The following is a 14,808-nucleotide window of genomic DNA, read 5'->3' on the forward strand; positions in this document are numbered from 1 at the left end:
TTTTTTGCTATATTAGTTTGCTTTTGATTCGTGATCAACTTTTGTCTTTTCCTTGTTTCCTTCTGGTACGCTCCCCTTTTTCTTAGAAACAAGATAACCACCAACTGCTAATCCGATAAGAACAACCCAAAATGTGATTTTCCATGGAGTAGATTCAGGAAAATGTTCGTTTAGTATACTTACATTCGGGTGGGCTAACGTATAAACCGCAAGTTTGACTCCAACCCAACCAACAATTAAGAATGCGGCATCTTCAAGAGTTGGATACTGGTTGAGCAACTTAACAAACCATGTGGCAGCAAATCGCATAATAACGAGACCAATGAGACCACCTAGGAACATAACTAAAAATTGACCTCCGTTAATACCGCCAATCGTAAATTCCCCAACCGGTCTTAATGTAACGGCTAATGCGACTGCTGCTAGCATGGAGTCGATAGCAAAGGCGATATCAGCTAATTCAACCTTTAAAACCGTACCCCAAAATCCACTTTGTTTTTCTACCTTTTTAACTTTAACATTATCCATAGCTTGATGTTTTTTAACAAAATGATGAATCATAATAAACAATAAGTATAAAGCACCTATTGCCTGTACTTGCCAAACATCAACTAAAAAGGAAATAAGGAATAAAGTGGCAAAGCGAAAAATAAAGGCACCAATTAAACCATAGAACAGCGCCTTCTTTTGTTGTTCTTTCGGTAAATGCTTTACCATTACTGCCATAACAACCGCATTGTCTGCAGCTAAAATTCCTTCTAATCCAACAAGAACAAGTAAAACCCAACCATATTCCAATAAAATCGAAATATCCATTTTATCTCCTCCATCATTAGTATGCTCTTTCAATTTTTTATTTGTACAAAAAATTGTTGGAAACATAAAAAGACCTTTGCCAACTATAGAATAAGTCAGCAAAGGTCTTGCGTAGCACAATATACATGCCAACAAAGCCGGTGGATTACCACGGAATGACGACTTTGTTTCAGGATTTCCCTTAACGCTACTCCCCTTTACAGGAAAAGAGTATATGTAGTTCCATTTCCAAAAAATAATTTGTAATTTAATTATAAGTGGAACTTACTATTGTTGCAACAATTTTTTAGCTAAAATAAATAAATAACAATATCGATTCGAATTTATTGACGAATCGCGTTTTGCTTTTCTTTTGTTTCCCTTTAGTGCTCATCATCCATTGGATTATATAATTTTACATCTGGATTTTTATCTTGAAACCAACGAAGAGCAAAATCATTTTCAAACAAGAAAACATTCCGGTCATATCGGTCTTTCACAATCATACTACGTGTACTGTTCAAACTCTCATCAACCGTATCCCCTTCTATCCAACGTACAACTTTTGAACCCATTTGTTCCATGATTACATCTACATTGTATTCGTTTTTCATTCGGTGGACAAAAACCTCAAATTGTAGTTGACCAACCGCACCAAGAATATAATCTTCAAATTTTGTTTTATATAATTGAATGGCACCTTCTTGAACAAGTTGGTTGATCCCTTTATGGAATTGCTTTTGCTTCATAACATTTTTTGCGCTAACACGGACAAATAGTTCAGGTGTAAATTGTGGTAGTGAATCATAATGAAAAATTGGTTTACCTTCTAAAAGCGTGTCTCCTATTTGATATGTTCCCGTATCATACAATCCAATAATGTCTCCACTAACTGCTTCTTCAACTGTACTCCGATCATCTGCTAAAAATTGTGTTGACTGGGATAACTTGATTGATTTTCCCGTCCGAGCCAAAGTTACTGTCATTCCCCGCTCGAATTTCCCTGAACAAACTCGAACGAAAGCAATACGGTCTCGGTGAGCAGGGTTCATATTCGCTTGAATTTTAAATACAAACCCAGAAAACGATTCGTTTATAGGTTCAACAAAACCTTGATCAGAGTGCCGTGGTTGTGGTTGTGGTGCAAATTTTAAATATGTTTCTAGAAAGGTCTGCACACCAAATGTCGTTAATGCACTTCCAAAAAACACAGGTGTTAACGTACCATCTAAGACTTTTTCCTCTGAAAACTCATTCCCTGCTTCATTTAATAATTCGACTTCTTCTAACACTTGATCATATAAACTCGATTGTTTTATTTCATGTTCAATTGCCAATTCACCCTTGTCGTCCAAAGGTAAAAAACGGTGGTCTTCATCGACACGAAATTGCTCAATACGGTTATAAAACCGGTCATAAATACCTAGAAACTCTTTACCCATTCCAATCGGCCAATTCATTGGGTATGCATCAATTTCCAAAACTTCTTCTAACTCAGCAATTAATTCTAAAGGCATTTTCCCAACACGGTCCATTTTATTAATAAACGTAAAAATTGGAATACCACGCATTTTACAAACTTTAAACAGCTTTATTGTTTGGGGTTCAATCCCTTTTGCTGAGTCAATCACCATGACCGCGCTATCTACAGCAGTTAATGTACGATACGTATCTTCACTGAAATCTTCATGCCCTGGTGTATCTAATATATTTACTCGGAAACCATGATAGTCAAATTGCATAACACTCGATGTGACCGAAATCCCACGTTGTTTTTCAATTTCCATCCAGTCACTTGTTGCAAATTTCCCCGTTTTTTTCCCTTTTACAGTTCCTGCATCGCGAATCGCACCACCGAACAAGAGTAGTTTTTCCGTTAATGTTGTCTTCCCTGCATCTGGATGGGAAATAATTCCAAAAGTTCGCCGTGATTTCACTTCATCTATAAATTGTTTTTCCATATATTCTGTCCTTCCTATATACAATCTCAAAATAACTATTTCTATATAAAGAATTTGCACATAAATTTTTTCATACAAAAAAATATTACCTTTCAATTGAAGATAATGCAATGATTTCCCGAAACTTTCTTTTCTAGATACTCCAATGTATGCAATGAATACTCGTCTTAACTCCAGTTCGTTCCTTATGTTAATATAAATATATTATAATTATCATTAAAAAAGGAGTAGTTTTATGCGGAAGTTATTATTACTAATTGCGTTCGTTTTTGTACTATTTGGATGCACTGAACAAGATCATGTGACAACGGTAGAAAAAGCAAAAGAAAGTACAGATGTTACACAACCATCTCTGCAAAAAGAGGATTTTACTACCGATGAAACTGAAACTGAAGAAGTAAGTGACGAAAAGCAACAAGTGAATCGTTTAAATGGGAAGGTCACCAATGTAGTGGATGGCGATACAATCGATGTTCAATTCGAAAATGGTAAAAAAGAGCGAGTTCGCCTAGTACTTGTTGATACACCTGAAACAAAACATCCAACGAAGCCAGTTCAACCTTTTGGTCCAGAAGCTTCTAACTTTACTAAGCAATTATTAACAGGTAAAGATGTTGAGTTGGAACTTGATGTACAAGAACGAGATAAATATGGACGAATTTTAGCGTATGTTTATATAGATGAAAAAATGATTAATAAACTGTTGCTAAAAAAAGGACTTGCAAGAGTGGCAGTTTATCCACCAAATACACGGTATGTTGACGAGTTCTATGCAATCCAAAAACAAGCTCAAAAACAAAAACTAGGTATTTGGTCAATAGAAGATTATGTAACGGACCGAGGGTATATAACGACAGAGGGAAACACCGAATCCTCAAAGAATAACAACTCTACCTCGACATCAACTAGCTGTAAAAACCCTAAAATTAAAGGAAATATCAATTCAAAAGGTGATAAAATTTATCACGTCCCTAGTGGTCAATATTATGATGTGACAAAGCCTGAGGAACTATTTTGCACGGAGCAAGAAGCAATAAATGCTGGTTACCGAAAGTCACAACGTTAAACTCGTTACTAAATAAGCGACTAGTCACCCGCTTGCTAGTCGCCCTACCTTATAGAATAACTACAGAATTTTATATATAACTCTCAGTATATTTTAGTAATTTCAAAAGAATATTAACTAATCATAATACTTGTACTACTATTAAAATGTAGGTGTTCACTTTCATTATAGTCATTTTAGTATACCCATTCTTTAATGTTATTCTAATTGATTATATTGATTTTGTATTCTTTACCATTTGTTATTGTATACTAAGGTCGTTTGAAAAAGTTGAACAATTTTGATTTATAGGAAATAACAAATATATTTAATAACCGTACATCAAATTTTTTAAAATTAGATATGCGGTTTTTTGTTGCCATAATTAAATTAACGGTAGTATGGCACAAAACTTGATAATTCAAGATTACTTCATTATTTTCAAGTAAAAATAATTTCGCCTGAATCACATATTTTGCATAATTTTATTTTTGAATTTCTTTATCCAGGTCAAAGCATATCGTCCAAAGTAACTCATAATGAATAAAAACATAATGGTCATTTCTGGAAACTCCATGACACGAAACGGATTTATTGCGTTAACAAGAGATTCTCGGATGTCCCCTTTCGTTATTAGATCTATCCCTAATGACAATCCTACTAAACATATAAAGATCAATATAATAATAAATAATTCCCTCATTTTTATCACCGACTATCATATTTCTTTTAATTTCCCCAGTAGTCTCCTTCTTTATAAATATATTTTTTGCATAATCTAACCAAAATTTACAAATAATGAACCTATCGTGTAAGCCTATCATTAGGAGGTATTGTGATGGGTATAATGGCTAAATTATTTGGAAAGCCAAAAAAGAAAAAGAAACAACAACCAAAAACACAAGATACAAGCGGTCAGGCAACGGATATATCAAAAGAATATTTACAAACTTCCTTAAGTTTAAATTTACAAACATTAAGAAAGTTAACTGGTAGGAGTTCAGATATCGTTATTAGACAAATTGATATTAGTGACAATCCCTTAACAAAAGCGGCAATTGTCATGTTAGATGGGTTGATTGACGATAAGACTGTTAATCAGTTTATCATTCAAATGGTTTTAACCGATTCAAATTTCCAAAACTACGCATCCGGTGAAATGGTTTTTGATTATCTAGAAAAAAAATTATTACCAATATCCAATGTTTCATCTATTTATGATTGGAATGATTTATTCGCCAAACTTTTATCTGGTGAAACGATTATTTTAATCGACGGAAATGAGAAGGCTCTCGCAACGAGTACGCGCGGTGGGGAACAACGATCAATTTCCGAGCCGGGAACAGAAGTATCTATTCGTGGTCCAAAAGAGGCATTTACCGAATCCATTCGCACAAATACATCTCTCATACGAAAAAGAATAAAAAACCCTAACTTATGGCTTGAGACATATAAAATCGGTAAAGTTACACAAACAGAAGTAAGCATCATGTATGTTAATGGAATCGCTAACGATAAAATTGTCCAAGAAGTTAGAAATCGTTTAAAACGAATTGATATCGATCAAATTGCTGATTCTAGTTTTATCGAGCAACTAATTGAAGATCAAACGTTTTCTACATTCCCTTCCGTTTTTCATTCAGAAAGACCTGATGTTGTTTCTGCGAATTTAATGGAGGGGAAAATTGCCATACTGGTGGACGGCTCCCCTTTTGTATTAACGGTTCCGGCTTTATTTGTAGAATTTTTCCAAGCGACGGATGATTATTATACGAGGTTTGATATTGTGATTGGAATCCGTTTCCTACGAATTTTGATATTCTTTATATCATTAATTGGTCCAGCAACATATGTCGCAATTACAACCTATCATCAGGAAATGATTCCGACCATGTTAATTATTGCGATTGCCGCACAGCGGGAAGCAATTCCATTCCCTGCCTATATTGAAGCCTTATTAATGGAAATTACGTTTGAAATTTTACGTGAAGCTGGGGTACGTTTGCCAAAAGCGGTTGGTCAGGCTGTTTCCATCGTTGGCGCTCTCGTTATTGGACAAGCAGCAATTCAAGCAGGCATTGTTTCACCTGCGATGGTTATTGTTGTTGCAATTACAGCGATTGCAAACTTTGCCACACCATCATTCTCTTTGGCGATATCTTCTCGTATTATTCGCTTCGGATTAATGACCTTAGCTGCTGTAATGGGGTTTTATGGAATTATTACAGGGCTTATGATTATGGTTATACATTTATGTAGCTTAAGATCTTTTGGAGTTCCCTATATGGCACCCTTTGCCCCATTAATGATAAAAAACATGGGGGATACGGTTATACGCCTTCCACTTTGGGCATTAAAGTCGAGACCGAAACTCATCAGTCAAAAAAATATTCAGCGGCAGGGAGTAAACCAAAAACCACAACCACCAGAAGAAAACAAATCGTAGGTGACGCATCATGAGAAAAATCTTTACCATATTCTTTTTTTTGTGTATTCCAATCTTTTTAACTGGGTGTTGGAATCATAAGGAACTAACTGATATTGGAATTGTTGCTGCTGTCGGAATTGATAAAGGGGATTATCTTAAATACAAAATGACCTTTCAAATTATTAACCAAAGAAACGTATCAGGAACACAACAATCTAGTGGATTAACCGGACCACCCGTTACAATTTATCAAAGTGAGGGAAACAATATGTTAGAAGCCGCACGGAACTCATTGCAACATGTATCACGACAAATGTACTTTGCTCATGCAAATCTTTTAGTAATTAGTGAGGAGGTAGCGAGAGAAGGAATTGGCGATATACTTGACTTATCAATACGGTCACCAGATTTTCGCGCAACAGCAAGCGTTGTTATTGCAAAAGACGCAAAAGCTGGGGATATTCTTAGTACATTAACACCGGTTGATCAAATTCCTGCAAATAAAGTGAATAAACTACTTGACTACTCTGAAATGTTATTAGGTAAAAGTATTCAAATTTCAGTTGGCGAATTAGTTTCAATCATTCAGTCAAAAGGAAGTGAAGGAATTATAAATGGATTTGTTATTAGAGGAGATGAGGAGAAAAAAGCTGAGGATACGAATTTAATGTCAACAAAACCACTAGCCACTCTTAATGCAGATGGAATCGGTATATTTAATAGTGACCGACTAATAACATGGGCAAATGGGACGGAGGCACGAGGAATTAACTGGATTATTAACAATTTAAAATCAACCATTGTTAATTTTGATTGGAATAATAAAAAGGATGCAATTGGAGTAACAGTCAGCTTAACAAAGGCGAAAATTAAGGCTGATATAAAAAATAATAAACCACATATTAAAGTTCATGTTGACGTCGAAGGAAATTTAACAGAATCAACGACATTTATTGATTTATCGAAATCAAGTGAAGTCATTAAAATTCAAAAAGCGATGAGTAAAGAAATTCATGATGAGCTACAAGAATCGATTGCGTTTGCTCAGAAGCATAAAGCAGACGTATTTGGGTTTGGGGATAAAATTAGTCATATCGATGAAGACTATTGGAAAAAAGTTGAAAATGATTGGCAAGATAAAATATTTCCGTATTTAGATGTAGATGTTGAAGTGAATGGTTTTATTCGCCGTACGGGGTTAATTTCAAAGCCATTTATATTTGAGGATAAAAAGGAATGACGACACATGGAAAATGCAAAACTCAGCTGTTATCAATTATTCGTACTCATTTTACTTTTCGAAATGGGTACGAGCCTCGTTATTTCTTTAGGGACGGAGGCAAAACAAAATGCATGGTTTTCGATTTTTATCGGCTCCCTCTTTGGCATTTTATTGTTCCATGTAAACTATAAAATCTATACGTTATATCCAAATGAACTACCGACCGCCTATTTTAAGAAGATATTAGGAAAACATCTCGGATCAATCATTGGGTTTCTATACATATTATACTTTACATATTTAACTGCACGTGTCGTTCGCGACTATGGTGAGTTATTAGTAACAGTCGCTTATAATCGAACTCCTGTATTTGTCTTGAATGCGATTATGATTATGCTCTGCGTCTATGCAATAAAGAAAGGAATTGAAGTTATTGCTCGGACTGGTGAAATAAGTTTTGCCTTCATGTATTTTTTTGCAATTACTGGCTTTATTCTTATCGTTGTTTCTAGCTTAATCGAAATGGATAATTTAAAACCAATCCTTCAAGATAATTGGGATAGTATATTCATAACAGTCGCAAAACAGACCGTTTTTGTTCCTTTTGGAGAAGCAATTGCTTTTACATATCTGCTGCCCTATTTAAATTTCCCAAAACATGGACGTCTTCTTGGTAGTTTTGCTCTGTTTTTAAGCGGAATTAATTTAGCTCTAACTTCGGCTATTAATATAGCTGTTTTATCAGTACCGTTATTAGAGAGATCAGAGTTCCCACTACTTGCAACAATACAATATATTAGCATTGGGAATTTTATTGAGCGTCTCGATATCTTTTTTATTTTCGCCGCTTTTATCGGTGCCTTCTTTAAAATTGTCATCTTTTATTATGTGGCCGTTATCGCAACTACGGAATTATTCAAAATAAAAAACCATCGAAATATAACCTATCCATTCGGTTTAATCGTTTTATTTTTGTCGCTTACAATCGCAAGCAACTATCAAGAACATATAAATGAAGGACTAAATTTTGTCCCAATCTACCTTCATCTACCAATGCAAGTGTTAATTCCTATTATGTTGTTAGGTGTTGCATTTTTGAGAAACCGAAAGAAGAAAAGTAAAAAGAAAGAGGAAACGGCTGTTCAGAAAAGCTAAGTTATTGTTGGAGGTTCTACAGTGCTTTCTTTTACTGAAACATGCCGTTTATTCTACTATTGAAATTACATTTGCTCACTGTTAACCTTTTGGACGAAAATAATTAATACTCTCTTTATTTTGTAATGTTGAAATATCCCCAAGCTCCATTCCTAAAAAAGCCGACCGAATAACACGTCTAGCAACTTTCCCACTTTGCGTCCTCGGTAAACTATCAACAAAATAAATGTTCTTTGGTAAAAATGCTTTGCCTAAACTTTCCCCAATTGTTCCGATTATTTCTTTTTGCAACTGAATTTGACTGCTTCCCTCTTCTGTTGTTACAACGAAAACAATAGGAACTTCTCCCTTTATTTCATCAGGTATACCAATGGCTGCTGCCTCTTTTATAGCAGGAAGTGCACTGATGACGGATTCTAAATCAACCGGACCGATTCTTTTTCCAGCAATATTCATCGTGTCATCCGAACGGCCTAAAATGTACCAAAACCCATCTTCATCGACTTGTGCAAAATCCCCGTGATGCCAGACGCCAGGCCACGTATCCCAATATGTACGTAAATACCGCTCCGTGTCTTTCCAAAATGAATACGTCATTCCTAAAAATGGCTCTGATATAACAAGATCACCAATTTGATTTGTTCGAACAGGATTCCCAGCTGAATCGTAAACTTCCGCTGCCATTCCTGGTGCGGGACCGTGGAAGGAACACGGTTTTAATGGTTTAATTGGAATGCATGTTAATATACCACCCGATATTTCCGTTCCGCCAGAATAATTAATAATCGGGCAATTCTTTCCACCTACATTGTCAAAATACCAGAGCCAAGGTTTAGGATTCCACGCTTCACCAGTGGAACCGAGAATTCTTAAAGATGTTAAATTATACTCCCGACTTGGATAAATGGTAGGATTCATTAATGACCGAATGACAGTTGGCGCAATCCCCATAATGGTTACTTGATGTCGTTCAAGGAGTTCCCATAGCCGATTTTTCGTCGGATAATCAGGGCTTCCTTCATACATCACAGCTGTTGCTCCTAAAATAGCAGATCCAAACATATGCCACGGCCCCATCATCCAGCCGATATCCGTCAACCAGAAAATCCGATCACTCTCTTTTACATCAAAACTGAAAAACATATCAATCGCATTTTTTAAAGGAAAACTGTAATGCGTATGAAGTGTTCCCTTTGGCTTACCAGTCGTCCCTGAAGTATAAATAATTAAAAATGGTTCAGTTGATTTCATTGGCACAACAGAAAGATTGAGGTTATCCTTTATAAGCAATTCATCATATGAAATTTCCTTCTCTGTTATATCGTCAACCCCTTTACGATTTCTAGAATGGTGGGGAACGATAATACTTTTTTCGATTGTCGGTACCTTTTTCAGCACCTCTCTTGCAACTGTTCTAAGATTTACGGTTTTCCCTTTCCGCTGAAACCCATCTGCGGTAAAAAGCCATTTTGCTCCACCATCATTTAATCGTAACGCCACCGCCTCAGCACCAAAGCCTGAGAAGCAAGGGATAACAACCGCACCTAACTTTGCTGTGGCGAACAAGATCGGCTGAATCTCCGGAATTTGTGGTAGAAATACACCAATACGATCCCCTTTCCTGACACCGAGACGAAACAAACCATTTGCTAATCGATCTGTTTCATCTGTTAACTGTTGGTAAGTCCGCTTCACAACCCGACCGTCTTCCCCTTCCCAAATGAGAGCTAATTCATCTCCACGTCCCGCTTCAACATGCTTATATAATCCGTAAAGATAAAAATTCGTTTCACCACCAGGAAACCAGGTCGGTAGTTCTTTCCCATTCGACAAATCTACCACTTTGTCGTATTCTTTCATCCAAGTTAACTCTAATTCTTGTAAAATTGCTGGATAAAACCAATCTGGTTTTTGGATAGCTTTCTCTAGTAGTTCTTCATAAGTTGCAAGTCCATGAGCTTTCATAAAACTAGTTATATTAGCCAATTCAATTTGTTCTTTTGTCGGTATCCATACAAGGTCATTCGCTTTCGATTCGTGCATTTATCCTACTCCTCCTTCGTTTATTCCTTAAAAAGTCCACCCAATCCCTATATTTTATGAAGAGTTGAAAAGGGAAATGAGTCAGTGCATTTAAGATTTTCTAGGAAAGTTCTGTTAACAGAAAGTTTGTTTCAGTGAATAATACTTAGTGCAAAATTTCTGGCCCATTTCTTTATAATGTCTTTTCGTGAGAGTTGGCGTTCATTTCTTTCTTCACTGATGCATAAAGAATTTCATCCAATTTATAACCCCCTTAAGAGTACTTTCCCCAACCTTCCTAGCTGATTTTCTTCCCCTAGTTGATAACTCCAAACCTCTCATCATTCAAGCCACCATTGTTCTAAGGATGTTTATTATAAAATTATACTTGACTTCCCCTCTCAAATGTCTTATATTTATCAATGTATCTTAAATAAATGATTCCGTAGCTCAGCTGGGAGAGCACCACCTTGACAGGGTGGGGGTCGCTGGTTCGAACCCAGTCGGGATCACTACAGTAAAAGGCATAGTCCATAATGGATTATGCCTTTTTTATTTGTTTTCCTTTTCCCCTTTTCTTGCCATTTTTCTAAAGTTGGGTGAAATGATGGTAAAAAAGAAAAATTACTATTTTTTTATTAAATTGGCGAAAAAATCCTCACCTTTTTGACTTCTATTATAAAATATACATACATGGCATTCAGCAAGTATAAGGTGATTACATTTTCATTTTTAATTTATATCATTATTAGAAAGTGAGTGAGATTTTTGAAATTTGTTTTTGATTTAGATGGAACACTTTGTTTTAAAGGACAACCAATTTCTAAAAAGATACTTCATTCATTGGCAGAATTAAAGGATGATGGAAATGAAGTGATCTTTGCATCTGCCAGACCTATCCGGGATATGCTACCTGTAATAGATGGAGTTTTTCATCATTATACAATGATAGGTGGTAATGGCTCTTTAATTTCAAAAGAAGGTCAGGTAATCAAGAGTAATTCTTTTTCAACAAATGAATTGAATGAAATAAAGAATCTTATTGACAAATATAGTGCCACTTATCTAATCGATGGTGAATGGGACTATGCTTATACTGGTCCAGATAATCATTCTATACGACAAAATTTAGACCCTGCACAATTAGCGAAAAAAGTTACCATTGATTCTCTTAATTCAGTTGTTAAAATTCTTATTCTAACCTCAAATAATATGGAAGAATTAGAAGAAAAACTTTCGTATTTAGATGTATATATAAATAAACATAGAAATGAGAATGTCCTTGATATTAGTCCAAGAGGGATTAATAAGTGGAGTGCTTTACAGTCTATTGGAATAAAGGAAGATACATATATTGCCTTTGGAAACGATGCAAATGATATTACAATGTTTGAAAATGCACTGCATACTGTTATGATAGGCTATCACGATCAATTGTCACCTTTTGCAAAAGAGACGATTCTCTTAAATGGTGATTTCGAACAGGAAATCGTAGAGAAAATACGTACACTTTCAAAGAAGTATAGCTATTAAATATTTTAATAGACTATTCAGACAAGTAGGTTTATAATAACATGAATACTGCGAAGGAACGATTACTTAAAATTATTGATGAAATTCCAGATCAAGAAGTCGATAAAATTCTAGTTGTCGCTGAATATTTAAAGTCAAAATAAGAAAAAAGTTATCAGTAGATTTAACAAAAACAGGCAAAAGTAGCATTGATTTTTGGGTCAATGAACTTTTGGAAGGAACTTGAAATGCCAGGTATATACAAACTATCATTTAACAGTAAAGATTTGGTGGATGTACAAAGAGTTTAGAAATGACCGAAAAAGATGATCAATAAGATGCACCAAAGCACCTGTTACATTTCATGGGCAAAGGATAAAGTGAAACTTCAATCAGTGGGGGCTTCCTCATTCCCCACTGATTAAGCTAAAATCGTCAAGTCCTGTCGCTATTATTCAAAAATGTAATCTTCTAGAGATTTAGCGTGTTGAATCTCTTTTGGTAATTTTACAAAACTTAAGTAATACTTCCCCTCCATTAAATTAAAAGATTGATTCTGCACTTCAAAATTGTTCCCTAAATCAATTTTAATAGTTAATTTTCTGTTTTCCTGATTAGGTTTTTCTCCAAAAACAATAAAATACCTGAATTATTCACAGAAATTCAGAAACTTATTATAACTTATGGATTACCAAGCCTTTTCGGCTTTATTGTAATTCATTAAAAAAGTGAAAAAAGAATCCATTTCTGTTAAAGTTAAAGTAACCAAAACAAAAACCAAACAGAAAGGACTCTTTATATGGTTACTTTAACGCAAAAAACACTTGATTTCAATCATAAAATTAAATTGTCAAATGATGGAGGTTCTCTTTCCTCCGATACAGGTGAGTTTCTTTTTAGAGAATTCGATGAAAAAATTGGTTTTTCAAAGACTTTAGTTAAGTACTTGAGACTTAACGATTCAAGGAAATATTATCTTCATTCAAATGAAAACTTGTTACGTCAAAAAGTCTATCAAATCATTGCCGGGTATGCGGAAGATGATGCGGCTGATCAGTTGACTCATGATCCTGTGTTTAAGGAAATCATTGAAACTCCAACACTTGCTTCCCAGCCCAGTTTGTCTCGCTTTTATACACGATTTGATAAAGATTCAATTGAACAATTAAATCTGGCTAACCAAGAAATGCTTGATAAGATTCATTGTTTTCGACAATCGAAAGAGTTATTTATCGACTTGGATTCGACTCATTCGGATACATATGGGGACCAAGAATCTTCGTCATATAATACTCATTATGGCACGATGGGTTTTCATCCATTAGTCGCCTTTGATGGTGCGACTGGTGACTTTTTGAAAGCACAACTCCGTCCCGGAAATGTTTATACATCAAATGGTGTGGTGGAATTTATTCGGCCTCTCATTAAACATTATAACGAAATGTTTCCGGAAACTACCCTGTTTCTTCGTGGAGATAGTGGGTTTGCTGTTCCGGGATTATACGATCTGTGTGAAGAAGAATCTGTTTTGTATATTATTCGGTTGAAATCGAATTCACAACTACAAAGTTTAGCGAAGGAATACCATCCTTCTTCCGCACCTTTAGATGTTTCCAAGACGGAAACCTATTATGAAGAAACGATTTACCAAGCAAAATCATGGTCAAAACCAAGAAGGGTGATTATTCAATCGGTACGTCCTGCAGGTGAGCTGTTCTTTACCCATTCCTTTTTTGTTACTAACTTTGAATTAGCTTTTCCTCAAGATATCGTCCGAGCTTATCAAAAAAGAGGGACGATGGAAAACTATATCAAAGAAGCAAAAAATGGCTTTTACTTTGATCATATGAATAGCCACGCTTTTCTAGTGAACGAAGTAAAAATGATGTTAACACTTCTTGCATATAATTTGACCAATTGGTTACGAACTCTTTGTTTTCCGGAAGGTCAAAAAACTATGCAAATTGATACGATACGTACTCGGTTAATTAAAGCGGCAAGTAAAGTCGTGAAATCAGGCAGATCCCTTTACTTCAAACTATCATCGAGTTTTGTGTATCAAAATTTCTTTTGGGATGTACTGAATCGAATTCAAAAACTACAATTGGAATGACCAATAGAATACTTCTCATAACTGAAAAAAATAAATTTTTCAGTCAAGGGGGAAGTATGCCCAAAATACCAGAGTTGTTCTATTGAAAATTCAGTTATTTTATGAATTGGCTACGGTTCTTAATTAAATACCGTTATGTTCAACTAATTTAACAAATTTTATCAAATGGGATTTGTAGCTATGAATATTTCAGGTAATAGTTTTTAAATTGATCCACTGCCTGCTTGCTATCAGTTGTAGTAAAAATTATTACAGATTTTTTACATTTTACTATCGCAATCCCGATATTATTGTTGTTTTGTAAAAATAATACTGCTTCATATTCCTTATCTAGATTTACCTTCGTAACAATAGTTTTTATTTTTTCCTCTTCCTCTTCTATTTGCCCAAATTGATCAATTTTTTCTTTCATACTTATAGGTCTTGCTTCTACATTTTTGTCTTGAGTACTATTTTTAAATAGTATGGAACCAGTAATTACGATAATAATTAGTAGGGTTGGAAGGATGATTTTTTTCATTTTTAAAAGTCCCTTCTTATTTAGTAGTTATAGTT

The 14,808-nt window shown here is 35.0% G+C and carries 10 protein-coding genes and 1 tRNA gene; 7 read left to right on the forward strand and 4 right to left on the reverse strand.

Annotated features, from left to right (window positions below; genetic code table 11):
* Nucleotides 1–12 precede the first annotated feature (12 nt).
* On the reverse strand, nt 13–816 hold the full coding sequence (locus BN2144_RS16820) for a TerC family protein (RefSeq protein ID WP_033829380.1): 804 nt from the start codon (nt 814–816) through the stop codon (nt 13–15).
* A gap of 362 nt (nt 817–1,178) precedes the next feature.
* Nucleotides 1,179–2,756 (reverse strand): peptide chain release factor 3, encoded by a 1,578-nt coding sequence (locus BN2144_RS16825; protein ID WP_033829381.1) that lies wholly within the window; start codon nt 2,754–2,756, stop codon nt 1,179–1,181.
* Between the two features lie 235 nt (nt 2,757–2,991).
* On the opposite strand from BN2144_RS16825, the gene BN2144_RS16830 reads away from it, so the two are divergent.
* From BN2144_RS16830 to BN2144_RS16850, 4 genes are all read left to right on the forward strand, one after another.
* Nucleotides 2,992–3,822 (forward strand): thermonuclease family protein, encoded by an 831-nt coding sequence (locus BN2144_RS16830; protein WP_033829382.1) that lies wholly within the window; start codon nt 2,992–2,994, stop codon nt 3,820–3,822.
* Nucleotides 3,823–4,639: 817 nt separating this feature from the next.
* Nucleotides 4,640–6,247, forward strand: a complete 1,608-nt coding sequence (locus BN2144_RS16840) for a spore germination protein (protein WP_407638048.1) — start codon at nt 4,640–4,642, stop codon at nt 6,245–6,247.
* Nucleotides 6,248–6,257: 10 nt separating this feature from the next.
* Nucleotides 6,258–7,469 (forward strand): Ger(x)C family spore germination protein, encoded by a 1,212-nt coding sequence (locus tag BN2144_RS16845; protein WP_033829383.1) that lies wholly within the window; start codon nt 6,258–6,260, stop codon nt 7,467–7,469.
* A gap of 6 nt (nt 7,470–7,475) precedes the next feature.
* Nucleotides 7,476–8,606, forward strand: coding sequence for a GerAB/ArcD/ProY family transporter (locus BN2144_RS16850; protein ID WP_033829384.1), 1,131 nt, complete (start codon nt 7,476–7,478; stop codon nt 8,604–8,606).
* An 81-nt stretch (nt 8,607–8,687) separates the two neighbouring features.
* Here the strand turns inward: BN2144_RS16850 and BN2144_RS16855 are convergent, their stop codons facing one another.
* Nucleotides 8,688–10,649, reverse strand: a complete 1,962-nt coding sequence (locus BN2144_RS16855; RefSeq protein ID WP_033829385.1) for an AMP-binding protein — start codon at nt 10,647–10,649, stop codon at nt 8,688–8,690.
* 418 nt (nt 10,650–11,067) lie between these two features.
* Here BN2144_RS16855 and BN2144_RS16860 point away from each other — a divergent pair.
* The 3 genes from BN2144_RS16860 (at nt 11,068) to BN2144_RS16870 (ending at nt 14,253) form a co-directional block, all read left to right on the forward strand.
* Nucleotides 11,068–11,140: transfer RNA gene (locus BN2144_RS16860), tRNA-Val, on the forward strand.
* 256 nt (nt 11,141–11,396) lie between these two features.
* On the forward strand, nt 11,397–12,161 hold the full coding sequence (locus BN2144_RS16865) for an HAD-IIB family hydrolase (RefSeq protein WP_033829386.1): 765 nt from the start codon (nt 11,397–11,399) through the stop codon (nt 12,159–12,161).
* Between the two features lie 778 nt (nt 12,162–12,939).
* Entirely contained in the window at nt 12,940–14,253 is a 1,314-nt protein-coding gene (locus BN2144_RS16870) for an IS1380-like element ISBco1 family transposase (protein WP_017550355.1), read from the forward strand.
* A gap of 178 nt (nt 14,254–14,431) precedes the next feature.
* On the opposite strand, the gene BN2144_RS16875 is transcribed toward BN2144_RS16870, so the two are convergent.
* Nucleotides 14,432–14,773 carry a hypothetical protein gene (locus BN2144_RS16875; RefSeq protein WP_033829387.1) on the reverse strand — a complete coding sequence of 114 codons (342 nt, stop codon included), beginning with the start codon at nt 14,771–14,773 and terminating at the stop codon, nt 14,432–14,434.
* Between the last annotated feature and the right edge of the window lie 35 nt (nt 14,774–14,808).

It is taken from the genome of Bacillus andreraoultii (assembly GCF_001244735.1).
Lineage (GTDB): Bacteria > Bacillota > Bacilli > Bacillales > Caldibacillaceae > Caldifermentibacillus > Caldifermentibacillus andreraoultii.